Annotated in this window: 17 protein-coding genes and 1 pseudogene; 10 read left to right on the top strand and 8 right to left on the bottom strand. The window is 63.8% G+C overall.

What is annotated here, in order from left to right; all coding sequences use genetic code 11:
- Positions 1 to 21: 21 nt before the first annotated feature.
- On the top strand, positions 22 to 945 hold the full coding sequence (locus X744_RS142765; RefSeq protein ID WP_023762457.1) for a hypothetical protein: 924 nt from the start codon (positions 22 to 24) through the stop codon (positions 943 to 945).
- Positions 946 to 1,172: 227 nt separating this feature from the next.
- Here X744_RS142765 and X744_RS142760 read toward each other — a convergent pair whose 3' ends face one another.
- From X744_RS142760 to X744_RS142750, 3 genes are all read right to left on the bottom strand, one after another.
- Positions 1,173 to 2,102 (bottom strand): sugar ABC transporter permease, encoded by a 930-nt coding sequence (locus X744_RS142760; RefSeq protein ID WP_023762458.1) that lies wholly within the window; start codon positions 2,100 to 2,102, stop codon positions 1,173 to 1,175.
- 241 nt (positions 2,103 to 2,343) lie between these two features.
- Positions 2,344 to 3,603, bottom strand: coding sequence for an ABC transporter substrate-binding protein (locus tag X744_RS142755; RefSeq protein WP_023762459.1), 1,260 nt, complete (start codon positions 3,601 to 3,603; stop codon positions 2,344 to 2,346).
- A gap of 2 nt (positions 3,604 to 3,605) precedes the next feature.
- Positions 3,606 to 4,565, bottom strand: a complete 960-nt coding sequence (locus X744_RS142750; RefSeq protein WP_023762460.1) for an N-acetylmuramic acid 6-phosphate etherase — start codon at positions 4,563 to 4,565, stop codon at positions 3,606 to 3,608.
- 198 nt (positions 4,566 to 4,763) lie between these two features.
- Here X744_RS142750 and X744_RS142745 point away from each other — a divergent pair, with 198 nt between their 5' ends.
- From X744_RS142745 to nagA, 4 genes are read left to right on the top strand one after another with little or no spacing between them, the layout of a single operon-like run.
- Positions 4,764 to 5,645, top strand: a complete 882-nt coding sequence (locus tag X744_RS142745; RefSeq protein ID WP_023762461.1) for an N-acetylglucosamine kinase — start codon at positions 4,764 to 4,766, stop codon at positions 5,643 to 5,645.
- Positions 5,642 to 6,424 carry a GntR family transcriptional regulator gene (locus X744_RS142740; protein ID WP_023762462.1) on the top strand — a complete coding sequence of 261 codons (783 nt, stop codon included), beginning with the start codon at positions 5,642 to 5,644 and terminating at the stop codon, positions 6,422 to 6,424. Before X744_RS142745 ends, X744_RS142740 begins: the two co-directional genes overlap by 4 nt.
- The gene (locus tag X744_RS142735) at positions 6,421 to 7,473 is read left to right on the top strand and encodes an SIS domain-containing protein (protein WP_023762463.1); all 1,053 of its coding nucleotides are present in this window, start codon (positions 6,421 to 6,423) and stop codon (positions 7,471 to 7,473) included. The genes X744_RS142740 and X744_RS142735 overlap by 4 nt, the downstream gene beginning before the upstream one ends.
- Positions 7,470 to 8,642 carry an N-acetylglucosamine-6-phosphate deacetylase gene (gene nagA / locus X744_RS142730; RefSeq protein WP_023762464.1) on the top strand — a complete coding sequence of 391 codons (1,173 nt, stop codon included), beginning with the start codon at positions 7,470 to 7,472 and terminating at the stop codon, positions 8,640 to 8,642. The genes X744_RS142735 and nagA overlap by 4 nt, the downstream gene beginning before the upstream one ends.
- Before the next feature lie 24 nt (positions 8,643 to 8,666).
- On the opposite strand, the gene X744_RS142725 is transcribed toward nagA, so the two are convergent.
- The 5 genes from X744_RS142725 to X744_RS142705 form a co-directional block, all read right to left on the bottom strand.
- The gene (locus X744_RS142725; RefSeq protein ID WP_031261207.1) at positions 8,667 to 10,181 is read right to left on the bottom strand and encodes a malonyl-CoA synthase; all 1,515 of its coding nucleotides are present in this window, start codon (positions 10,179 to 10,181) and stop codon (positions 8,667 to 8,669) included.
- 184 nt (positions 10,182 to 10,365) lie between these two features.
- Positions 10,366 to 11,112 carry a GntR family transcriptional regulator gene (locus tag X744_RS142720; RefSeq protein WP_023762466.1) on the bottom strand — a complete coding sequence of 249 codons (747 nt, stop codon included), beginning with the start codon at positions 11,110 to 11,112 and terminating at the stop codon, positions 10,366 to 10,368.
- Positions 11,113 to 11,515: 403 nt separating this feature from the next.
- On the bottom strand, positions 11,516 to 12,193 hold the full coding sequence (rpe, locus tag X744_RS142715; protein WP_023762467.1) for a ribulose-phosphate 3-epimerase: 678 nt from the start codon (positions 12,191 to 12,193) through the stop codon (positions 11,516 to 11,518).
- 220 nt (positions 12,194 to 12,413) lie between these two features.
- Positions 12,414 to 16,259, bottom strand: a complete 3,846-nt coding sequence (locus X744_RS142710; RefSeq protein ID WP_031261208.1) for a DUF11 domain-containing protein — start codon at positions 16,257 to 16,259, stop codon at positions 12,414 to 12,416.
- Between the two features lie 10 nt (positions 16,260 to 16,269).
- Positions 16,270 to 18,228, bottom strand: a complete 1,959-nt coding sequence (locus X744_RS142705) for a hypothetical protein (RefSeq protein WP_023762469.1) — start codon at positions 18,226 to 18,228, stop codon at positions 16,270 to 16,272.
- A gap of 487 nt (positions 18,229 to 18,715) precedes the next feature.
- On the opposite strand from X744_RS142705, the gene dnaK reads away from it, so the two are divergent.
- The 5 genes and pseudogenes from dnaK to X744_RS142685 form a co-directional block, all read left to right on the top strand.
- The gene (dnaK, locus tag X744_RS142700) at positions 18,716 to 20,632 is read left to right on the top strand and encodes a molecular chaperone DnaK (protein ID WP_023762470.1); all 1,917 of its coding nucleotides are present in this window, start codon (positions 18,716 to 18,718) and stop codon (positions 20,630 to 20,632) included.
- 213 nt (positions 20,633 to 20,845) lie between these two features.
- Positions 20,846 to 21,923 (top strand): annotated as a pseudogene (locus X744_RS03230) (molecular chaperone DnaJ).
- 170 nt (positions 21,924 to 22,093) lie between these two features.
- Positions 22,094 to 22,696, top strand: a complete 603-nt coding sequence (pmtA, locus tag X744_RS142695) for a phospholipid N-methyltransferase PmtA (RefSeq protein WP_023762474.1) — start codon at positions 22,094 to 22,096, stop codon at positions 22,694 to 22,696.
- Between the two features lie 231 nt (positions 22,697 to 22,927).
- Positions 22,928 to 23,524, top strand: coding sequence for an NADPH-dependent FMN reductase (locus X744_RS142690; protein WP_023762475.1), 597 nt, complete (start codon positions 22,928 to 22,930; stop codon positions 23,522 to 23,524).
- On the top strand, positions 23,521 to 23,803 hold a 283-nt coding region (locus X744_RS142685), incomplete at its 3' end, for an orotidine 5'-phosphate decarboxylase / HUMPS family protein (RefSeq protein ID WP_023762476.1). The genes X744_RS142690 and X744_RS142685, both read left to right, overlap by 4 nt.

The following is a 23,803-nucleotide window of genomic DNA, read 5'->3' on the forward strand; positions in this document are numbered from 1 at the left end:
CGACTGAGTGGAGGGACGGTCATGACTCGTTCGCTTCTTGCCGGCACCTGCGGGCTGGCGTTTGTTTTGCTGACTGCCGTCGGCCACGCCCAGACGCAGACGCCCGCCGCGCCAGCGCCGGCGGCCGAAAGGCCTGCCACCAACCAGGGGACAGATGCCGCCGACGCTTCCGACGACGACAGCCAAGCGCCTGTGCCATTCGAGGGCGGCCAGCTGACCATCACCCAACCGGAACAGGACGGTGAGAAGGTGCTTGCCTATGACGGCAAGCAGCTGGCCACCAATTATGATGTCTTCTTCGACAAAATAGTCGAGGTCGGCGGCGTCAAGGTGGCGCTGTTCGATGTCGGCGATGGCGGCAATCAATGCGGGCCGGCGACAGTGATCGTCTGGAAGCCGGAAGGCGGCACCATCCAGAGCACCACGGTCGAGCAGGACGACTGCGGCGCGCCGCCATCGGCGGTGTCGGACAACGCCATCTATTTCGTACCCTATCTGTTGCCAGGCGACCAGAAGCCGGCTTTGCAATGGTCGCCGACCGACGGGCTGACGATTTCAGGCAATCTGAGCTACATGCCGGAACCCGGCACGGACTGGAAGGACATCGATCCGGAAAAGTACCAGAACATCATCGACGCCTTCCACAACGAGGCTGTCTACAAGGAAGCTGAAAAGCTGCTGGGCAAGGACATGCCCGACATGGCGACCAGCCTGCTGGTCGGCGGCGGCACGGAAAAGACAGCGTCGGGCGCCTTCTACGCCAGCGGCTGTGTGCCGCATAACTGCGGCGGCAATGACGGTTTCATGGCGGTCGACCCGGCCAAGCACAAGCTCTACTTCGCCCGCCGCGGCGACAATGGCGAGCCGAACGCCTGGCCGGCAGTGGCGACATGGCCGGCCGATGTCAAGGAGGCGCTGGACAAGGCGCTGGGCTCGGCGAATTAGGCATTTGTCGGTGGTGAACTGAAGATTGTTACGCCGCGATCCTTCACACCCCCCTCTGCCCTGCCGGGCATCTCCCCCGCAAGGGGGGAGATTGGCGGAGTTGGCCTTACCGCACTTCTTGCAACGCTGAAGATTGGCGAAGGCCGAAGTGACATCTGATCTCCCCCCTTGCGGGGGAGATGGCCGGCAGGCCAGAGGGGGGTGTTTAGCCGTGACATATCCGCCCCTCAGAACTGGTAGCGACGCAGGCGCGTCTGCACGAGGAAGAGGTAAACGCAGACGCCGCCGAGGATGATCAGGAACATCATCGTGGCGATCGCAGCGCCCATGTTGGGGTCGCCGACCTGCAGCTGGAAGCCGAAGAAGGCGCGATAGAGGAAGGTGCCGAGAATGTCGGTCGAATAGTTCGGCCCGGCGAGCGCCCCTTGCGCGGTGTAGATCAGGTCGAAGGCGTTGAAATTGCCGACGAAGGTGAGGATCGAAATGATGCCGATCGACGGCAGGATCAGCGGCAGCTTGATCTTCCAGAATTGCGACAGGCCGGTGATGCCGTCGCATTCGGCGGCTTCGATCACCTCTTCGGGGATCGACAGCAGGGCGGCGTAGATCAGCATCATCGGGATGCCGACGAACTGCCATACCGAGATCAGGCTGAGCGCGGTCAGCGCATATTGCTCCTTGCCCAGCCAAGGCGTGAACAGGCTTTTCAGGCCGAAAAGGTCCATCAGATGTGGCGCCACGCCCCATAGCGGAGACAGGATCAGCTTCCAGGCGAAGCCGACGATAACGAAGGACAGAATGGTCGGCACGAAGATCGCCGTGCGGTAGAAGGCCGCGAATCTCAGTCTCGGGCTGGACAGCATGGCGGCCAGCATGACGCCGATCGGGTTCTGCACGAGCATGTGGATGATGAAGAACCAGGTATTGTTCCTGAGCGCGTTCCAGAAACCTACCGACCAGTTGGGATCGCCAAACAGGGCGCGGAAGTTCTGCAGCCCGACGAAAACCTGGTGCTGCTCGATATTGCGGAACAGCGACAGCTGCAGCGTGCCGGCGAGCGGCAGGATCATGATCGCCGTGTAAACGAGCACCGCCGGCGCCAGGAAGATGCCGATGTGCCAGCGGAACGGTCGTTTCGGTCTGATGTCTGCGGCCATGAGTTCGGTCCCCGCCGATCAGGTTGGCAAATGCCGCCAAAGGCGCGGCGCCTCTCTCCCCTCGAGGGGAGGGTGCCTCGCGAAGCGAGGCGGGTGGGGTCGGTCAAGGCAGTGCGCCATCGACATTTGACCGTGCTTTCAAGCAACGATCAAGTCGCGGCTGCCTCCACCGACCCCCTCTGTCGCCTTCGGCGACATCTCCCCCTTGAGGGGGGAGATAAGCAGCGCTCAGCCTGAGCTCTTACTTGGCCGGCTTGTACCAGCTGTCGAGACCGGCCTGCAGCTTCTTGGCCGCGGCTTCCGGCGTATCGGTGCCGTTGATGACGTTGGCCGATTCAACCCAGGTCTCGTTTTCGAGATTCGGCGTGCCGCGCGACAGGATTTGATAGGTCGAGCGGATCGTCGACTTGCACTTGCCGCGCCAGGAGACGAATTCCTGCGCCAGCGGGTCTGCCATCTTCACCGGAGCGGAGTTCAGGCTGAAGAAGCCTGGCAGCGCGTTGGCGTAGATGGTGGCGAAGTCCGGCGAAGCGACCCAGGACAGGAATGTCTTGGCCGCATCGGCGTTCTTCGAAGCTGCGTTCAGGCCCATGCCGATGTCGGTATGGTCAGAGATGTAGCAGGTGTCGCCGGCCTTCTCGACCGGAGGCGGGAAGGCGCCCATCTTGAACTGGGCCTGCGTGTTGAACAGGCCGATTTCCCACGAGCCGGCCGGGTAGATGGCGGCGCGGCCGAGCGTGAAAAGGTTCTGGCTGTCCGGGTAGGTCTGCGCTTCAAACCCATCGCCGAGATAAGGCTTCCACTTGGCCAATTCCTCAAACGGCGCGACCCAGTCCTTGTCGGTCAACTTCTGATCGCCCTTGATCAGCGCTGCGCGGCCGTCCTCGCCCTTCCAGTAGTTGGGGCCGATGTTCTGGTAGCCCATGGTCGCGGCTTCCCAGAGATCCTTGGTGCCCATCGCCATCGGGATGTAGGTGCCGTCGGCCTTGATCTTGTCGAGCGCGGCGAAGAACTCGGCGCGGGTCTCCGGCACCTTGATGCCGAGCTTGTCGAAAGCATCCTTGTTGTAGATGAAGCCGTGGATGACCGAGGCCATCGGCACGCAGAAGCTCACCTTGCCGTCGTCTGTCTGCCAGGCGGATTTGGCCACAGGAGAGAAGTTTTCCATGCCCGGCAGCGCCGAGAGATCGGCAAGGTTGCCCTTCTTGAACAGTTCAAGCGACTTGTCGAACGGGCGGCAGGTGATCAGGTCGCCCGCCGAGCCGGCGGCGAGCTTGGCGCCGAGTGCGGCGTCATATTCGGTCGGCGCCGACGGTGCGAACACCACTTTGATGCCCGGGTTCTTGGCTTCGAAAGCCGGGATCAGCTTGTCCTTCCAGATGGCAAGGTCGTCGCCGCGCCAGCTTTCGATGTTGAGCGTTACGTCGCCGGCATAAGCGACCCCGGCCGAGCCGAGAATGCTGGTGCCCAGAAGCAGTGCCGTCAGTAGTTTCCTTGTCATGCTCAGTCTCCCTGTTGACCTTTTTCAGGTTCGGTTTTGATGAGAACAGAGGCTTTTGACCCCTTGCTCCCCTCTATAGCAGAAAGGGCCGGCCGCAGCTTCTGGCCAGCCTCTTCCAGTATCTTCTGCGCCGCGTCGGCGCTGTCGGCGCCGGCGGCAAGCAGAATGGCGGTCTTGACCGCGCCGCCGCTCTTCTCGAGCAGACGGGCCGCTTCGTCCGTGCCGCGTCCGCTGACGGCGGCGACGATGCGTGCCGCGCGGTCGCGCAGCTTGATGTTGTCGGCCATCAAATTGACCATGTAACCATCATGGACATGGCCGAGATGAACCGCTGTCAGCGTCGACAGCATGTTGAGCGCGATCTTCTGGGCGGTGCCGGCGCCCATGCGCGTCGAGCCGGCGATCAGCTCCGGCGGGGTTTCGAGCAGGATGGCGATTTCGGCTTGTCGCAGCAGAGCCGAGTCCCGGTTGTTGGCTATAGCGATTGTGGCCGCGCCCCGCAGCCGGGCGTCCTCGATGGCCCGCACTGCATAAGGTGTGGTGCCGCTGGCGGAGATGGCGATCAGGCAGTCGCCCTCGCCGATGCCGGCCTTGGCGACCGCTGCCGCAGCCTCCTCGGTGTCGTCTTCCGGTCCGCCGGCCAGCGTCCGGAAGGCCTCGTCGCCGCCGGCGATCAGGATGGCGATGCGGTCGCGGTGAATGCCGAAGGTGCCTGGCAGCTCCAACGCGTCGGCCAGCGCCATCAGGCCCGAACTGCCGGCCGCCGCATAGGCAAGCTTGCCGCCGCCGTTCAGCCTGCCGGCAACGATTTCGGCTGCCCTGGCAATGGAAGGAATGGCATGGCGCACCACTTTCGCGGCTTCAATCTGCGCATCGGCCAAATAGGAAAGGATGGCGTCCGGAGCCTGGATATCCAGCCCCTCGGCATTTTTGTGAAGCGCTTCGGTGCGCGTTTCGGCCATCCCAGTTCCTCCAATACCAGAACAATACCAAAAAAATACCACTTGTCCACACGCATTAACGAACTCGTGGGTCGGAAATCGGTGAAGAGACGGAATACCGTGGTTTTTCAATAAAATACGGCTTAATCTTTTTGATTCGGAAATTAACACTTGGCTATTGGTATTTTATTGGTATTATCCGCCGGGAGGAGAAATCGTGTGAATTTCGTGCTCGGAATCGATGGCGGCGGCACCAGCTGCCGGGCAGCCCTGGCGACAGCGGACGGTGCCGTCATTGGCCGCGCCAAAAGCGGCGCTGCCAACATCCGCACCGATCTGACCGGCGCCCGGTCGAACATCGTCGAAGCGGCGCGGCAGGCGTTCATCGACGCCGGGCAGGACCCGGACCTGATCCCGCAGACACCGGCAATTCTTGGCCTGGCCGGCGCCAATGTCGGCACCTACCGGCAGCAGCTCGAATCGATCCTGCCGTTCAGCATCAGCCGCGTCGAGACCGACGCCGAGATCGCGCTCGAAGGCGCTGTCGGCTCCGGTGACGGCGCCATGGCGATCCTCGGCACCGGCACCGCCTATATGGCGCGCAAGAACGGCAAGTCGCGCGCCATCGGCGGCTGGGGTTTCCAGGTCGGCGACCAGGGCAGCGGCGCCCGCATCGGCCGCGATCTGCTCGAGCAGACGCTGCTTGCTTATGATGGCGTTCGCGAGGGTTCGCCGTTGACGCAGAGCATGCTGGCCGTTTTCCGCAACAATCCGGAGGACGTCGTCGAATTCACCACCAATGCCAAGCCCGGCGATTTCGGCGGCTTCGCACCCAAGGTGTTCGAGCATGCCGCGAAGGGCGACAGCATCGCCAACTGGATCCTCGACAGGGCGGTCGCCGATGTCGAGGCCTCGCTCGGCGCGCTCGATCTTTCGGACGACGCGCCGCTGTGCCTGCTTGGCGGGCTGGCTCCGCTCTACGCGCCGCGCCTGTCGGCCCGCTACCGCGCGCTGCTGAAGCCGCCGCTCGACGACGCGCTGGGCGGCGCGGTGCAGATGGCAGGTCGTCTGTTCGCCAGGCCAGCGGAGGCGGCCCGATGAGCGAGGCCGCCGACCAGATATTCGCCATGCTGAAACATCAGGCGCAGAGCGGCGCGCCGCTCTACCTGCAGCTTCGCAAGAGCATCGAGGATGCGGTCAATCGCGGCCTGATCGGGCCGGGCGACGCGCTGCCGTCCGAGCGCGACATCGCCACCAAGGCCGACATTTCGCGCGTCACCGTGCGCAAGGCGGTGCAGGACCTGGTCAAGGGCGGCATCCTGGTCCAGCGCCATGGTTCCGGCACGTTCGTCGCGCCGCGCATGGAGCGCGTCGAGCAGTCGCTGTCGCGCCTGACCTCGTTTACAGAGGACATGGCGCGGCGCGGCATGGCGGTGCGTTCGGCCTGGCTCGACCGCGGTCTTTACGCGCCCTCGCCCGACGAGATGATGGTGCTCGGCCTGTCGTCGAACGAACTGGTGGCGCGGGTGGCGCGCCTGCGCATTGCCAATGACACGCCGCTGGCGATCGAACGCGCCTCGCTGTCGGCCAGCGTGCTGCCCGATCCGGCCGATATTGGCTCCTCGCTCTATGCGGCGCTGGAGTTGACCGGCAACCGGCCGGTGCGGGCGGTGCAGCGCATCTCCGCCGCCAATCTCGGCGACAGCGACGCACGCCTGCTCGAAGTGCCGCCAGGCATCGCCGGCCTGCACATCGAGCGCATTTCCTATCTGGCGAGCGGCAAGGTGATCGAATTCACCCGCTCTATCTATAGGGGCGACGCCTATGATTTCGTCGCCGAGCTGCGGCTGACGGGGCCGAGTGAAGAGGGCCGATCATGAGTACAAAGCCAACCAAGTCGACGAAGCCGACCTATATGCGGCGCGAGATCGAGGAGATCCCGCAAGCCGTCGCCCGCCTGCTCGATGGCTCCGGCGCGGTACTGACCGAGGCCGGGCGCGGCATCCGCGAACGCGACCCGCAGTTTGTCGTCACGGTGGCGCGCGGCTCGTCCGACCATGCCGCCACCTTCATGAAATATGCCGTCGAGTTGACCGCGGGCCTCGCCGTCGCATCGGTCGGACCATCCGTCGCCTCGATCTATGGGCGCAAGCTCAGGCTTGCCGGCTCGGCCTGCCTGGCGATCTCGCAGTCGGGCAAGAGCCCCGACATCGTGGCCATGGCCGAAACCGCGCGGGCCGGCGGCGCGCTGACCATCGCCATCACCAACACCGCCGATTCGCCGCTGGCGCGTGCTTCGGATTACGCCATCGATATCCTGGCCGGCCCCGAGCGAAGCGTGGCGGCCACCAAGACCTTCATCAATTCCGCTGTGGCCGGTCTCGCTTTGATGGCGCATGCCACCGGCGACGATGCGCTGCTGGCAGCGCTTGCCCGCTTGCCGGAGCATTTCCGCAAAGCCATCACCTGCGACTGGATGAGCGTGCTCGCCGAAACCATCGAGAAGCAGAAATCGCTGTTCATCCTCGGCCGCGGACCATCGGCGGCGATGGCCAACGAGGCGGCACTGAAATTCAAGGAGACCTGCGGCATGCATGCCGAGGCCTATAGCGCCGCCGAAGTCATGCATGGCCCGCTGGCGCTGATCGGCCCCGATTTTCCGGTGCTGGCGCTGGCCGCGCGCGATGCGTCCGAACCGTCCGTCGCCGAGGCTGCCGACGGCCTGGCGGCCAAGGGTGCCCCGGTATTCGTCACCTCTGCGCTTGCCCAGCGTGCCGTGCGCCTGCCGCATGTCGCCACCGGCAATCCCCTGACCGACCCGCTGACGCTGATCGTTTCCTTCTACATGTTCGTCGAGGCCCTTGCCCGCCATCGCGGCCTCGACCCGGACACGCCGCGCAATCTTCGCAAGGTGACGGAGACAGTATGAGCGATCGCTTTGCCCTGACCGGTGCCCGGATTTTCGACGGCGACGATTGGCATGACGGCCACGCGCTGCTCGTGCGCGACGGGTTGGTCGAGGCCATCCTGCCCACGGGCGCCATTGCCGCGGATGTCCGCGTCGTCGCGACCGGCGGTGGCGTGCTGGCGCCGGGTTTCGTCGATGTGCAGGTCAATGGCGGCGGCGGCGTCATGCTCAACGACCATCCCGATGTCGCGTCGCTCGAAACCATCTGCAAGGCACATGCGCCGTTCGGCACGACGGCGCTGCTGCCGACGTTGATCACCGATACACCCGATATCACTGCCGCCGCGATTGCCGCCGGCGAGGCAACGGCGCTGCAGAAGGTTCGGGGTTTTCTCGGCCTGCATCTCGAAGGGCCGCATCTGTCGATCGCCCGCAAAGGTGCGCATGATCCGGCGCTGATCCGGCCGATGACGGATGCCGACCAGGCAAGGCTGATCGCGGCGCGGCAAAAGCTGCCGGTGCTGCTCACCACCATAGCACCCGAATCCGTCGAACCGGCGCGCGTCTCGGCGCTCGCCAAGGCTGGAATCATCGTCAGCCTTGGCCATTCCGACACCGGCTACGCGGTGGCCAGCACCTTTGCCAAGGCCGGCGCCTCGATGGTCACCCATCTGTTCAACGCTATGAGCCAGATCGGCAACCGCGAGCCCGGGCTGGCGGGCGCGGCCATAGACATCGGCACATTGTCGGCCGGTCTCATCGCCGACGGCATCCATGTCGATCCCGCCACCATCAAGATCGCGCTGCGTGCAAAGCAAGGTCCCGGCAGGATCGTGCTGGTCAGCGACGCCATGGCGACGATTGGCACCGACATGACCTCGTTCACACTCAACGGCCGTACCATCTACCGCAGGGATGGCAGCCTGCGGCTTGCCGACGGAACGCTGGCGGGTGCCGATCTCGACATGATCTCGGCCGTTCGCTACGTCCACCGGGTTGTCGGGCTGGACCTGTCGGAAGCCTTGCGCATGGCCTCGCTTTATCCGGCGCAGGCGATCGGCCAGTCGCACCGGCTCGGCCGCTTCGCCAACGGCACGGCGGCGGATATCGTTTCGCTGTCGGACGATCTCGACATGAAGGGGGTCTGGATTGGTGGCGACAAGGTTTTTGGGGTTGGCGCCCCAGGCTGACCTACCGGCCGCGCAGCTCCAATTTCAGGCTGTGTAGAGATCCTTATATGTCTCGCGCAAAAGATTCTTCTGCACCTTGCCCATGGTGTTGCGCGGCAGTTCGTCGACGAAGATGACCCGCTTGGGGAGCTTGTATTTCGCCACGCGTTCGCCGATGGCGCCGAGAATTTCAGCTCCGGTGATCCGCGATGCCGGCGCCCGCACGACGACAGCGGTGACGCCCTCGCCGAAATCCGGATGGGCAACGCCGATGACGGCGCTTTCGCTGACCCCGTCAAGCGCGTCGATCTCGCTTTCGAGTTCCTTCGGATAAATGTTGTAGCCGCCGGAAATAACCAGGTCCTTGCCGCGGCCGACGATATGGACGTAGCCGTCGGCATCGATGAGGCCGAGATCGCCAGTGATGAAGAAGCCGTCGGCGCGGAATTCCGCTTTGGTCTTCTCCGGCATGCGCCAATAGCCGCCGAAGACATTCGGGCCCTTCACCTCGATCATGCCCACCTCGCCTTGCGCAAGTGCTGCGCCGCTGTCGGGATCGGCGATGCGAAGCGTAACGCCGGGCAAGGGGAAACCGACCGTGCCGGCGCGCCGTTCGCCCTGATAAGGGTTCGATGTGTTCATGTTGGTCTCGGTCATGCCGTAGCGCTCGAGGATCGCGTGGCCGGTGCGCTCGCGCCAGGCCCTGTGCGTCTCCGCCAGCAGCGGCGCCGACCCGGAGATGAAAACACGGATGTTTTTCGCCGCCTCGCGGTCCAGCCCATCCTGCTGCAGCAGGCGCACATAGAAGGTCGGCACGCCCATCAGGACCGTGGCGCGCGGCAGCAGCGAGATGATGCGGGCCGGATCGAACTTCTGCTCGAACAGCATCGAAGCGCCGGACATCAGGATGACATTGGTGGCGACGAACAGGCCATGCGTGTGGAAGATTGGCAACGCGTGAATCAGCACGTCTTCTCCGGTGAAGCGCCAGTGCTCGACCAGCACGCGCGCGTTTGAGGCGAGGTTCTCGTGGCTGAGCATGGCGCCTTTCGAGCGGCCGGTCGTTCCCGACGTGTAGAGGATCGCCGCGAGATCGTCCGGCCCGCGAGCCACGTCATGAAAATCCATCGGCAGCCGCGAGGCCTGATCGGTGAGCGTTCCCTGGCCATCGCGGCCGAGCGTGAGGGTGGCAGCGCCTGTTTTTTCCGCCAAGGCTGCGATGTCGGATGCCCTCGCCGGATCGCAGACGACCAGCCGTGGCTCGGCATCGCTGAAGAAATACTCCAGCTCAGTCAACGTGTAGGCGGTATTGAGTGGCAGGAAGACGGCGCCGGCACGCAGGCAGGCGAGATAGAGCAGAACCGCTTCGGGGCTCTTCTCGACCTGAACGGCGACCCGGTCGCCCGGTTCGACATCCAACTGCAAGAGCGCATGCGCGAGCTGGGCCGAGCGCTCCAGCATATAGCCATAGCTGAGCGAGCGGCCGTCATCGATTTCCATCAGCAGGCGCCCAGGCGCCGGCATCCGGGACCGGAACGCATCGAACAGATGATTGCTCATGAAGGCTTCCCTGGGGCGGCGGAACGGCGGGCCTTGCACACGCGCTTGGAACGGCATGCCTTGGCGGCGAAGAGTTCGCGGTTCTTGGCTCCGCCGTCAAGGCCGCGGACAGGGGTTCGCGCCGGCCGTGCCAATGCCGCTGGATGGCAACAATGGGCGTAAGGACCCGCGGGAAAAACGACCGCTATAGCCGGGCGTGTGCGGGCTTGCCGGCGATCGCCTTTGCAGCTTCGTCCTGCTCGAAGCGTTTCATGCACATGGCGGCGGTCAGTTGGTAGTGGTTGATCAGTGCCTCGACGGCGCCGTCGGCATTGCCATCCAGCGCGCATTCGGCGATCAGGCGATGCTCGCCGAAAAGGTCGCGCTGGACACCTTCGCCGTCATGAACCATTTGCCGATAGCGATAGGCATGATCGGAAAGTTGACCGCAGAACCCCACCAGCCATTGCGATCGGCAGGCCGAGATCAGCACCCTATGGAAGATGCGGTGCAGCCGCTCCCAATCCGGATCGAGCGAGACGGGATTCTGCGGCGAAAAACGTGACGCGCGGCCCAGGCGATGCAGCGCCAGGACGAGCTGTTCTTCCCATTCGGCGGTTCTGTGGGCGATGGATTCGCGAAGCGCCCGCTCCTCGAGCCAGCAGCGGGTGCGCGTCAGCTCCTCGAGCTCCGACGCGCTAATCGGCATGATGAAGAAGCCGCGCTGGTCGTGGCGGCCGAGAAGCCCTTCCGAAGCAAGGCGATTGAGGGCTTCGCGGACAGGAGAGGCGCCAGCCCCATATTTGGAGACCACCCACTCGACCCGCAGCTTGCTCTCGGCTTCAAGAACACCCCCGAGAAGGTCGTCGCGCAATTGCTGGTAGACCGCGCTGGCAAGGGTGCTCTTGGGTCCTGCAGCGTCGTCGTTCAGATTGGCAGCTCCGTATGTCAAAGCGACTCCTTGTTCCCAATTTTGTTTTGGGCAATTCGAGTCCGAAAGCATTCCCCTTTCGTACATGTACCATACAGTACCTGCTGTTGTGCGCTCAAGCAGAAGGCCACGCTATTGTACTTAAGCACAAAGGAATATACGGCTTTCCAGAGCTCGATGCTGTAATTTCGCGCATCCCTACAACCTGCGGAAACTTGACATGTTTTCTATGCACGCAGGAGAATCTGTTCGTCCTGTTCTTTTGTATGTGCGTGGGACCAACTGTTCTGTTTGGCGGCGAACACCGAATCAGACCGCCTCCGCTTCCAGATCCGATGCCGCGGCACCATCGCTCACAAGCCGGCGCCCGGCACCGGGCCCTTGGCCGGCATATCGGATTGATCGGAGACGGATACGTCGCGAATTAGCCGGCTGCGTTGTCGGCTGCCGTCCTGATCGCCTGGATGTTCTGACGGTAGGCTTCGACACTGCCGCCCTTGAAGATGGCGGCGCCCGCCACCAGAACGTCGGCGCCGGCGGCGGTGACCAGCGGCGCGGTTTCGGCCGAAACGCCGCCGTCGATCTCGATGCGGATCGGGCGGCTGCCGATCAGCGCCTTGATCCGCTTCACCTTGTCGACGATTGCCGGAATGAAGGCCTGGCCGCCGAAGCCCGGATTGACGGTCATGACGAGGATCAGGTCGAGCCGGTCGAGCACGTATTCGACGGCGCTTTCCGGCGTCGCCGGATTGAGCGACACACCAGCCTTCTTGCCAAGGTTCCTGATGGTCTGCAGCGAGCGGTCGAGATGTGGTCCGGCCTCGGCATGCACCGTCAAGCCGTCGCAGCCTGCCTCGGCAAAAGCAGCCAGGTAGGGGTCAGCCGGGGCAATCATCAGATGGCAGTCGAAGAAGGCCTTGGTGCGGTCGCGGATCGCCTTGATCACCGGCGGGCCAAAGGTGATGTTGGGGACGAAATGCCCGTCCATCACATCGAGATGAATCCAGTCGGCGCCGGCCGCCACCACCGCTTCGACCTCATCACCGAGTTTGGAAAAATCCGACGCCAGCACCGAAGGTGCGATCAGGGTCTTTTTGCTCACAGGTGCCGCCTTTCCGAGCGCCCTTTTCGTCCGGCCACTCTATCGACTGCCTAATGCGCCACGGGTGACTTGTCGAGTGCGCAGGCGCGGTCGCTGCACGGGCTGGCGTGGCGTTGCGACGTCTCCGATCGTGTTGCAGCCAATTTACGCTTGCCCCGAGCATTGACGAAAAACCCGCCGGATTGCTCCGGCGGGTTCTGGTCTGGCGTCGGGCAGCCGGTTATTGCGGCTGGAGTTTCAGCATTCTGTTTGGAGCCGGATCCTGCTGCTGTTCGGCCTGTGGCATGCGCCTTGGCAGTAGCTGCAGCAGCAGGCCCGGGTTGAGCTCCAGCGACGGTTGCCCGCGGACCGGGCGGCAGTTCGGATACCGCCCGATCGTGCCGTCCGGGCAGTGCCGCCTGATGATCGGCTGGCACTGGCCATCGATCATCTGCGAGCCCGGTGCGCATTCCACCTCCTGGTTAGGCTTGCGGCACGCACCGTTGATCACTTCGGTTCCACGCGGACAGACACACTCGCCGCGCTTGTTGTGGACCTGGCCGCGTATATCGCACTGCTGCAGATCAGGCTGCTTGCGCCGGCAGGCATTGCCCTGCACTTTGGTACCCCTCGGGCAGACGCAATCGCCGTTGGCGTCGTGGACCTGGCCACGGATCGTGCACTGCTCAGGCTTCGGCCGGATCGGACGGCAGGCGTTGTCCCTGACTTCCGTACCCTTGGGGCAGACGCAATCGCCATCGGCATTGTAGACCTGGCCACGGATCGTGCACTGCTCGGGCTTGGGCCGGATCGGACGGCAGGCGTTGTCCCTGACTTCCGTACCCTTGGGGCAGACGCAATCGCCATCGGCATTGTGGACCTGGCCACGGATCNTCGGCCGGATCGGACGGCAGGCGTTGTCCCTGACTTCCGTACCCTTGGGGCAGACGCAATCGCCATCGGCATTGTGGACCTGGCCACGGATCATGCACTGCTCGGGCTTGTCGGTCCTGACGCATTTGCCGTTCTCAAGCCCGGTTCCGCGTGGACAGACGCAGCGTCCGTCCTCGGTGCGGATCTGGCCTTCGAGCAGCACGCAGCGCTTCGGCTCCGGCTTCGGCACGATACCGCCACCCGGCGAACACTGGCCGTTGCGGAACGTCGTACCGGGCGGGCAGACGCACCGGCCGGCGCCGTTCAGGACGAAGCCTGCCGAGCATTCCTTCTTCGTCTCGTGACTGATGGAGAAGGAATGGCAGGCATAGGCTTTGCCGCGATCGCCCTGGATGTTGGGCTGATCGCCGGAAAGCACGTCGCCACCGCCCTGCACCCGTGTGTCGGGAGACAGGACGCCAACGCAGTTCTGGCCGCTGACGTTGCCCTGCAGATTGGCCAGGCGGCCGTCGTCGGGAATGACCACGGTGACATGGTGCATTTGGCTTTCGCCTGCGCCGAGCGTCAGGTTGGCAATGCAAGACAGCGGCAAGCTTGTCGGTTCCGGCGAGCAGCCGAAAGGCGGATCGATCGAAGTGATCTCAACCCCTTCCAGCCTGCCGAGACCCTCCACGCCGATCGCATCACCGATGCGGACCGGCCCGGAGAAGGGGCTTGTGCCGTCGTTCGTGATGGTGATCTCGAACGAGCAGGGTTGGCCGAGCTTGCATTCGCGGTCGCCGGTCTTTTCGACGCGGATGGTCGAAGAGCCGCCGCCCTTGGCGCAGGCCTGGCCGATCGGATAGACGATGTCGTCGCCCGGCGCCGGACCATACGAGCCGCGCGCGCAGTTCTCGAACGCGCCGTTCGCCGAAACCGTCACGTCGAAGTGGCGGCTGGTTCCAGGTGTCATCACGGCACCGGGGATCTGGCACGACAGCGCATTGGCCGGAACCGGTCCGCACGCCCATTCCGCGCCGTCAGGAGTGACGGACTGGATCTGGACGGGCGCGCCGCCAGCCACCAGCGTGGCGGCATCGTTGACCCGCACCGGGCCGGTGGGGGCAGCGGTGCCAAGGCTGATGACAGTGATGCGGCAAGAGACGACCGCGGCACCGGCGAGCGAGGCGTTGCACACCTTGGTGATGCGCAGGGCCGGCTTGCCGCCATTGGGATGACGGAAGCGCTCCTTGGCGCAAGCCTTGTTGTTGGTGAGGTCGACCTCACCGGGGATGGCCTTCACCAACGCGCAGTTCTCGACAGTGTCCGACCGGTAGCCGGCCGGCATGACCGCCTTGACGACGATCGGTGTCGAGGCGCCCGGAGGCAGCGAGATGCCGGCATTGTCGCAGCGGAACTGGCCGGGGCCATTTGGTCCGCATGTCCAGGGTGGGCTCGGGCCGAAGGTCGAGGAGGACGGTGCACCGGCCGGATAGCTGTCGATCACCGTCAGCGGCCCGTTATAGGTCGATGTGCCGTTGTTGATGATGTCGATCACGAAGTAGCAGATGCCGTCGGCCGTGCAGACCGGGATGCGAGCGCGCTTCTTCAGGATCAGGTCGACCTTCTTTTCGACCGGCGGCCGGCAGTCGCGGTCACGATCGCCACGCCGGCAGATCGGGATCGAGGCACAGCCGCGATCGTTCGACTGGCTGCCGAAAAGCGGCTTGCCGCTGGCCCCATAATTATAGGTGGCGCAGTTGCGCAAGGCACCGCCTTGCCAGCCCCCGGCCGGCTTGAAGCCGAGCTTGAGGTCGACCGAGGCTCCCGGATTGAGCGTGGTCACCGGATAGGTGCACGTTATCGGGGTGGCGCCGGGCACGCAGACCCAGGGCGGATTGGGGCCTGAATCGAGCGTCGAGCCGGCCGGCAGCGTCACCTCGTCGAGCACGATCTTGCCGTGGTAGGCACCGGTGCCGACATTGGTGACCCTGATGGTGAAGTCGCAGCCGCCGCCCATCGTGCAACGCGACACGTCGGCGCGTTTCTCGACCTTGAGATCCGGTTCCTTGTCCTTGGGCGGGCATCTCTGGTCACGCGGGATGACGATGTCGATCGTCTGCGTGCAGCACAGGCCCCACCCTTCCTTCGGACCGGCATAGGTTTCGATGCCGGTGACGACGAGGTGGATGGCGTCGCCAGGCGATGCGCCGACGATCTTCCAGTTGAGCACACCGCCGCCCGCCGGCACCAGCTGCGTGTCGGGGATGATGGTGATGCCGGGCGTTGTCGTCGACACCTGCACCCATTTGCCGCCCATCTCCGGGCCGACCGCCATGTGGTAGATGAAGGCGCCGCCGCCGGGCACGCAGTCGACCGTGCCGCGCTCCACCTTGAAGCATTCCTTGCCGGGAGGCGGTGGTGGCGGATTGCACTTGCTGACATCGATCTTGATCGAGGTCTTTTCGCCGGTCTTGAAGTCGCCGTCGTCGGGCTTGCCCGGATCCTGCGACGGGATGATGGTCCCGGTGCCTGGTCCGGCGGTCAACTTGATCATGCCCTGGTTGTCGACGATCGTCGGCGCGGGAAATGCCGCATGATTGATCTTGGCCGTGATCTTGAAGTTGATGATGCGCTCATTGGGAGCCCCGATGCCGTCGAGATCGGAAGTAGAGATGCGGAAATCGGAAACAACAGCCGTATCGTTCGGATTTGCCGACGTGCTGATCGTCGCCCCCGGCAGCGGTCCGCCGGACGAATCCGTGCCGTCGCCGGACACATCGACGTTGACGATCTCAAGGCCGTGCGGAAGCTGGTCCTTGAAATCGACCCGGACCTTCTTCAGCCTGGCTTCCAGGCTCGGGTCGGCAAGGCCCTGCGGATCGCCGCGCAGGCCGAAGCTCAGCGAATAGACGACATAGTCGCAGCCTCGTTGAGTGCCTTTCTTGGTGAAGAAGGGTACGACCCGGTCGGGCCTCGGATTGATGACGCGCGAACTGTCGAGATCGAGCTTCAGCTCCGGGGTGATCGGGGCGGCGTCTTCCGCAAAGCCTTGCACCGGGGCCAGCATGGCGACCGCGATACCGGCCGCCATCAGCCAGTGCGCGCCGCGCCTGGCGTATGACAGGGGTTTCATGATCGTCTCCATGACGGTTGTTTGAGTGCCGGTTAATTGGCTGCTCTGGGCGAACGGGGAGAGTGCGAGATTTTTCATCTTCCCCTCCTTAACGTTCGCAGCTGACGGCTGGGGTTCTGAGCGGCAAAGTCATCTTGCAGCAAGGGTAGTAGCCACCCTTGTCCTTGTCGGACTTCCTGTAGAAGCAGAGCCCGACATCGACTGTGTCGCCCGGATAGTGGCCGGTGATGTCGATCGTGTAGGGCTTGCCGGGCGCATGCGACTGCCGGGTGGTTACCCCGACCCCTGGCGTCCTGGACTGGGCCTTGATCGAATCGCCGCCGAAGCCGGCATGATCATGGAGATAGAGATCGGCCTCGAGACCGGAGGGCGTGCAGTAGTACTGGACGTCGTCGACATCGAGACATGGAGGCAGATTGCCGGGCGGTGGGAAGTCCGGCGGATAGAAGGGCGGCAGATAACCGCCCGGGATTTCCTCATAATAGCCGGCACGGCCTTCGCAGGGATGCCAAACGGCGACGTCGCCGACATGGCCCTCGACCTCCGGGTCATCGAAATAGCTGTCGAAGTCGACGAACCAGGAGCCGAAGGGCGGCACGTTGGCCGGCTTGACCAGCTCCTTGGGCGTGATCTGCACGCCATGCACGGCGAACGGCCCGCCGGCGGCGAGCTGCTCGGCGAGAGTCGGATTGTCGCGCAATTTGTCGCCGGTGTTGACCAGCGTCTGCGTGCAGACCGAAGTGTCGAGATTGCCGTCGGCGTCATAGCCATATTGCAGGTCGAGACCGCCGGCCGACTGCCTGAAACCCTGCGGGAAACCGACCGCGTATTCCTGCGGCGTTTCGACCCAGACCGATTCCGTTTCCGGATCATCCGGGTTCTCTCTGAAGTAGCGGATGACCTCACCCTTGCCGGAATCGGCGAACTGGCTGTAGTCGTAGCGGTTCTCGACCGGGCCGCGCTGGGCCAGGTACATGAAGCCGCTGTTGTCGAAGGCGATGTCGGTGACGGCGTAGTCCTTGTCGGCCTTGACCGTCAGTTCCCAGCGCGGATCGCCGGCAAAAGTGCCGTCGCGGGCAATGCCCACCGACCAGATTTCCGACTTTTCGCCGACCGAATAGTAGAGCCGGCCGCCATGATAGGAAACGGCCCAGATGCGGCGCTCGTCCTGCGTGTAGCCCCAGCTGTCGGGGTCTTCGCTGTCAAAGGCCGCGCCCTGTATGTCCATCACCGAGCCATCGTCGGCGACCGGAGCCAGCCCATGCGCCGGGCGCCCGGCAACGCCATGGTCAAAGCTGTCGATCAGCGTGCCGGCGGCATCGATGCGGTGGATCAATCCGGTATCGAGATCGGAAGCGAAGAACTGGCGATGGCTGGGATCGAAGGTAAGATTGCCGATGCCGGGACCGCTGTTGGTGTCGATGTCGGCAAACTTGGAGACCTGGCCGGTGATGCCGTCGATCTTCCAGACAGTGCCCGGTCCGCCGCCGTTTTCGGTGCCGAACTGGCCATCCATGAAGGTGGCGCCGGCCGCGCCGCGGCGCTGCCGCTCAGGCCTGCCATCATCGTCGGTATCGGGCGTGACGATGCGGATGCCGTGCAGCGAGGTGGCGGCGGCATAGAGGTTTGGAATGCCTGATGGAACGCCGTCGCGCACGCCGTCGTCATAGGTGACGCCGAACACCTGGCCGATCTGCCCTGCCGTCACCTCGAAAGGCGGCGGCGTGTTGACGAGCTGGCCGGCGGCTGGCCCGCCCAGATGCGAGACGTCGAACACGCGCAAGGTGGCGCGCGTGGCGTCGATGAAGGTTTCGTCGACCGGATCGACGCCGGGCGGCAGGCCCTCGTCGAGATTGGGAATGATGGTGCCGGAAAATCCGGTCACTGCCATGGAACCGGGGTAGATGATCTGGGTTTCCTGCGCCTGGGCAGTGCCCAGCCACAGACCGGCGCTGAGCGCCAGCGTCAGCAATCCGCTGCTTGCGTGCGCGATACTGCGCAAATGTCCATCGAGAGACGACACGAGCGAGCCGCGGATGCGAGACATGACATTCCCCCCGTAGTCGACGGGAGAAATGTCCGGTTGGGCCGCGCAAATCAGGGCAAGGCGCGGCGGTCCGGCTCGTTTTTCCCTGATCGAATTGTCTGCTTTCCTCGTTGTCACGATACGCCTGCTCTTACGCAGGGTCAACGGAACCAGCGGAAAACCCAGCGCATCGACCCCATCCCGAAGGCGGTGGTCGCGCCGAGCTCCTGTTGTTCCCGGAGACCGTGGTGCCTCTGGATTATTGGTCACGGGGCTTCCTTTCCGGGCCGCACCATGCGGCACCTGGAGATCAGTCGCAGGCGGAAGTGGAAAGGTTCATGGAAGCGTTGCGCAGAATGCTTGCGCGCGCTGCAGCCTGTTCTTATATACGCGCCAAGCCGTTCGGTGCCGGAATGCCGGTTGCCGGAACGGAATTCTTGTGAACAGGGGCTTTCGTCGGAATGCCTGTACGGGTCCTGAGAGCCTGCTTAGCGGAGAGACTAGAAAAATGGCAAAAGTAATCGGTATCGATCTTGGCACCACCAATTCCTGTATCGCCATCATGGATGGCAAAGAGCCTAAGGTAATCGAGAATGCGGAAGGGGCGCGCACGACGCCCTCCATCGTCGCCATCAGCGGCGACGACGAACGTCTCGTCGGCCAGCCGGCCAAGCGCCAGGCGGTCACCAATCCTGAAAACACCATCTTCGCGGTCAAGCGCCTGATCGGTCGCCGCTATGACGATCCGGTGACGGAAAAGGACAAGAAGCTTGTCCCCTACAAGATCATCAAGGGCGACAATGGCGATGCCTGGGTCGAGGCCGGCGGCAAGAAGCAGTCGCCCTCGCAGATTTCGGCCATGATCCTGCAGAAGATGAAGGAAACGGCGGAAGCCTATCTTGGCGAGAAGGTCGAGAAGGCGGTCATCACCGTTCCGGCCTATTTCAACGACGCCCAGCGCCAGGCAACCAAGGACGCTGGCAAGATCGCCGGCCTCGAAGTGCTGCGCATCATCAATGAGCCGACGGCTGCGGCACTTGCCTATGGCCTCGACAAGAAGGAAGGCAAGACCATTGCCGTCTATGACCTTGGCGGCGGCACGTTCGACATTTCGGTGCTCGAAATCGGCGACGGCGTGTTCGAGGTCAAGTCGACCAACGGCGACACCTTCCTGGGCGGCGAGGATTTCGACATGCGCCTGGTCGAGTACCTGGCGACTGAGTTCAAGAAGGAACAGGGCATAGACCTGAAGAACGACAAGCTCGCCCTGCAGCGCCTCAAGGAGGCGGCTGAAAAGGCCAAGATCGAGCTGTCGTCGACAACGCAGACCGAAATCAACCTGCCCTTCATCACCGCCGACGCGACCGGGCCGAAGCACCTGACGCTGAAGCTGACGCGCGCCAAGTTCGAGCAGCTGGTCGATGACCTGGTCCAGCGCACGATTGCCCCGTGCAAGGCAGCGCTCAAGGATGCCGGTCTGAAGGCCGGCGAGATCGACGAGGTCGTTCTGGTCGGCGGCATGACCCGCATGCCCAAGATCCAGGAGATCGTGAAGCAGTTCTTCGGCAAGGAGCCGCACAAGGGCGTCAACCCGGATGAGGTCGTCGCTCTGGGCGCCGCCATCCAGGCAGGCGTGCTGCAGGGCGACGTCAAGGACGTGCTTTTGCTTGACGTGACGCCGCTGTCGCTCGGCATCGAGACGCTGGGTGGCGTGTTCACCCGTCTGATCGAGCGCAACACGACGATCCCGACCAAGAAGAGCCAGGTGTTCTCGACGGCCGAGGACAGTCAATCGGCCGTGACCATCCGCGTCTTCCAGGGTGAGCGCGAAATGGCCGCCGACAACAAGGCGCTCGGCCAGTTCGACCTGGTCGGCATCCCGCCGGCGCCGCGCGGCGTGCCGCAGATCGAGGTCACCTTCGACATCGATGCCAACGGTATCGTCAACGTCTCGGCCAAGGACAAGGGCACCGGCAAGGAGCACCAGATCCGCATCCAGGCATCGGGTGGTCTTTCGGACGCAGACATCGAGAAGATGGTCAAGGACGCCGAGGCCAATGCCGAGACCGACAAGAAGCGGCGTGCTCTGGTCGAAGCCCGCAACCAGGCCGAAGCGCTGCTGCATTCGTCCGAGAAGTCGCTGAAGGAATATGGCGACAAGGTCTCGGAAGCCGACCGCACGGCGATCTCCGACGCCATCGCGGCGCTGAAGACCGCCACGGAGGGCGACGACGCAGTCGACATCGAGGCCAAGTCGCAGGCGCTTGCCGAGGCTTCGATGAAGCTTGGCCAGGCCATGTACGAGGCTTCGCAGAAGGAAGCGGCGGAAGCCGACGCCAAGGCGGACGCCGCCAAGGACAGTGACGTGGTCGATGCCGATTTCGAGGAAATCGACGAAGACGACGACAAGAAGAAGTCCGCCTGAGCCGTTTGACGGCAAAATAGAGCGAAAAGCCCGGCGCAAAGCCGGGCTTTTTTGCAACCCTTTGCACAAAAACAGCGGGTCTCGCCGAAAAAAAGCGGCCAAACCCGCGTCGACACTGGCATCGCGGTTCCATCGCACCTAAATCGAAGCGTCAGTGCCGGCAAGAGACGCAACAATGCTTGAAGACGTTGAGCATCCGGACAGCGGGAAAAAATGAAAGCTGATTTCTACGAAACGCTGGGCGTCCAGAAAGGCGCCGACGAGAAGGAGCTCAAGAGCGCTTTCCGCAAGCTCGCCATGCAGTTCCATCCCGACCGCAACCCCGGCGATCATTCCTGCGAGCANGGCGGCCTATGACCGCTTCGGCCATGCGGCCTTCGAGCAGGGCGGCATGAATGGCGGCGCGCAAGGCTTCGGCGCCGGCGGCTTCGCCGACATTTTCGAGGATATTTTCGGCGACATGATGGGCGGGCGCCAGCGTCGCTCGTCGGGCGGGCGCGAGCGCGGCGCCGACCTGCGCTACAATATGGAAATCTCGCTGGAAGAGGCTTTCGCCGGCAAGACCGCCCAGATCCGCGTGCCGGCTTCGATCTCCTGCTCGGAATGCTCTGGCAGCGGCGCCAAGCCCGGCACCCAGCCCGTCACCTGCTCGATGTGCAACGGCCACGGCAAGGTGCGCGCCACGCAAGGCTTCTTCTCGATCGAGCGCACCTGCCCGCAATGCCAGGGGCGGGGGCAGACGATCAAGGACCCATGCCCGAAATGCGCCGGCCAGGGCCGCGTCACCGAGGAGCGTTCGCTGTCGGTCAACATCCCGGCCGGCATCGAGGACGGCACCCGCATCCGGCTTGCCAATGAAGGCGAGGCAGGCCTGCGCGGCGGGCCGTCGGGCGACCTCTATATCTTCCTGGCGGTCAAGCCGCACGAGTTCTTCCAGCGCGACGGCGCCGATCTTTATTGCAAGGTGCCGATCTCGATGACGACGGCCGCCCTTGGCGGCTCCTTCGAGGTGACGACGCTGGATGGCACGCAGACCAAGGTGAAAGTGCCGGAAGGCACCCAGAACGGACGCCAGTTCCGCCTCAAGGGCAAGGGCATGCCGGTGCTGCGCCAGCCCAATGTCGGCGACCTCTACATCCAGACCGCGGTCGAGACGCCGCAGAACCTGACCCGCCGCCAGCGCGAGCTGCTGGAGGAGTTCGAGCAGCTCTCCTCGCAGGACAATTCGCCCCAATCGAGCGGCTTTTTCGCCCGTATGAAGGATTTCTTCGAATCCTTTGGCGAGCATTGATGCAAATCGCCCAGCGGCGGAAGCCGGTTTGGGCCGCGAAAATCCGTGACCCGCGCGTTGTTTTGAGACGCGACGAAAATTATCTTATCCACGACATGCGCCTGACCGCGCCTTGCCTTGCGCCGCTCAAGTGTTAAGTACCTTGAAGGGGAGCGCTGAGGAGAGCTTGCATGACACGTCCCGGACTGCGCAAGGCGCTTGCCGAAAAGTTCGACGACGAGCTCAAATTCTTCAAAGGCTGGATCGATAAGCCGAAGACGGTCGGCTCAATCGTGCCGACCAGTTCGATCACCGCCCGCAAGATGGCATCGATCGTCAATCCGAAATCCGGCCTGCCGGTGCTGGAAGTCGGTCCCGGCACCGGCGTCATCACCCGGGCTATCCTGGCCCAGGGCGTGCCGCCCGAAAATCTCTACGCGGTCGAATATTCCACCGATTTCGTGCGCCATTTGCGGCGGCTCTATCCCGGCGTTAACGTCATCGAGGGCGATGCCTTCAACCTCAACGCGACGCTTGGCGAGAAAAGCGGAATGATCTTTGATTCCGTCGTTTCCGGCGTGCCGCTGCTCAACTTTCCGGTCGCCCAGCGCATCGCCTATATCGAGAGCCTGCTCGACCGCATCCCGGCCGGACGGCCGATCGTGCAGCTGACCTATGGCCCGATGTCGCCGATCCCGCCCGGCCGCGGCGACTACAGCGTCGAACATTTCCATTTCGTCATCCGCAACATCCCGCCGACGCAGCTGTGGATCTACCGGCGCGGAGCGCATTAGGCTCTTCGACGCACAATCGTTCGCGGTTCCGAGCGCTGGCTGCATACCTTGGCGATTGGCGGTAACATCTCTCACTTCGTCATCCACGGGCGGAGCAAGGAGCGCAGCGACGCGGCGCAGACCCGAGGATGGCGAAGTTCGGCGGCTTCTGCTAACCCCGACCGTTTTGTGGCTCCGATGCGTTGATTTGAGCCGTCCTTGGCTGTACCTGTCCGGGAACAAGGGTGGCCAATGGCAGTAATCCCGAAAATCCTCGTCTTCGCCGGCTCGGTGCGCAGCGGCGCCTATAGCGGCAGGACAGCCGACGTGGCGCAAAAGGAACTTGCCATGCAAGGCGCCGAGGTGACCCGCATCTCGCTCGCAGACTATCCCCTGCCGATCCTCGACGAGGATCTGGAAAAGGAAAAGGGCGTTCCCGAAAATGCTGGCAAACTCGGCGGTCTCATCCTTTCCCATGACGGTCTGCTGATCGCCACGCCGGAATACAACGGCTCAATCCCGCCGCTGCTCAAGAACACGGTCGACTGGGTGAGCAGGGTGCGCAGGGACGGTGGCCGGCCGGTGAGGCCGCTGGCCGGCAAGGTTGCCGGCCTCTGCTCGTCCTCCAAAGGACACTTTGCCGGCGTCCGCTGCATCAACCATCTGCGCGCCGTGCTGGTGCGTTGCCAGATGGAGGTGGTGACGCCGGAATGCTCGGTGCCCGAGGGCGCCAACGCTTTCGACGAGGATGGCCATTTCCGTGACGAAAGACTGCATAAATCGATGGAGCATCTATGCCGCACGCTGATCGAAACCTCGCGCATGCTGTCCACCCGGATCGAGGCATGATCGCCACGACGATGCAGGACCGGCTGATCGTCGGTCTCGATGTCCCGACCGTGAAGGAAGCCGAGCAGGCGGTACGCGAACTCGACGGTGTCGTCTCGTTCTACAAGATCGGCTACCAGCTCGCCTTCGCCGGCGGGCTCGACTTCGCCAGGGAACTGGCCAGCGGCGGAACCAGGGTCTTCCTCGACATGAAGCTGCTCGACATCGACCACACGGTGGCCAAGGGCGTCGAGAACATCGTCAAGATGGGCATGACCATGCTGACCATCCACGCCTATC

The sequence above is a fragment of the Mesorhizobium sp. LNHC252B00 genome, from assembly GCF_000502955.1.
GTDB lineage: Bacteria > Pseudomonadota > Alphaproteobacteria > Rhizobiales > Rhizobiaceae > Mesorhizobium.

Bases quoted from the DNA above. Each gene is read 5' to 3' on its own strand.
- X744_RS142765 (WP_023762457.1), top strand. From the start codon at position 22: ATGACTCGTTCGCTTCTTGCCGGCACCTGCGGGCTGGCGTTTGTTTTG.
- X744_RS142760 (WP_023762458.1), bottom strand. From the start codon at position 2,102: ATGGCCGCAGACATCAGACCGAAACGACCGTTCCGCTGGCACATCGGC.
- X744_RS142755 (WP_023762459.1), bottom strand. From the start codon at position 3,603: ATGACAAGGAAACTACTGACGGCACTGCTTCTGGGCACCAGCATTCTC.
- X744_RS142750 (WP_023762460.1), bottom strand. From the start codon at position 4,565: ATGGCCGAAACGCGCACCGAAGCGCTTCACAAAAATGCCGAGGGGCTG.
- X744_RS142740 (WP_023762462.1), top strand. From the start codon at position 5,642: ATGAGCGAGGCCGCCGACCAGATATTCGCCATGCTGAAACATCAGGCG.
- X744_RS142735 (WP_023762463.1), top strand. From the start codon at position 6,421: ATGAGTACAAAGCCAACCAAGTCGACGAAGCCGACCTATATGCGGCGC.
- nagA (WP_023762464.1), top strand. From the start codon at position 7,470: ATGAGCGATCGCTTTGCCCTGACCGGTGCCCGGATTTTCGACGGCGAC.
- X744_RS142725 (WP_031261207.1), bottom strand. From the start codon at position 10,181: ATGAGCAATCATCTGTTCGATGCGTTCCGGTCCCGGATGCCGGCGCCT.
- X744_RS142705 (WP_023762469.1), bottom strand. From the start codon at position 18,228: ATGTCTCGCATCCGCGGCTCGCTCGTGTCGTCTCTCGATGGACATTTG.
- dnaK (WP_023762470.1), top strand. From the start codon at position 18,716: ATGGCAAAAGTAATCGGTATCGATCTTGGCACCACCAATTCCTGTATC.
- pmtA (WP_023762474.1), top strand. From the start codon at position 22,094: ATGACACGTCCCGGACTGCGCAAGGCGCTTGCCGAAAAGTTCGACGAC.
- X744_RS142690 (WP_023762475.1), top strand. From the start codon at position 22,928: ATGGCAGTAATCCCGAAAATCCTCGTCTTCGCCGGCTCGGTGCGCAGC.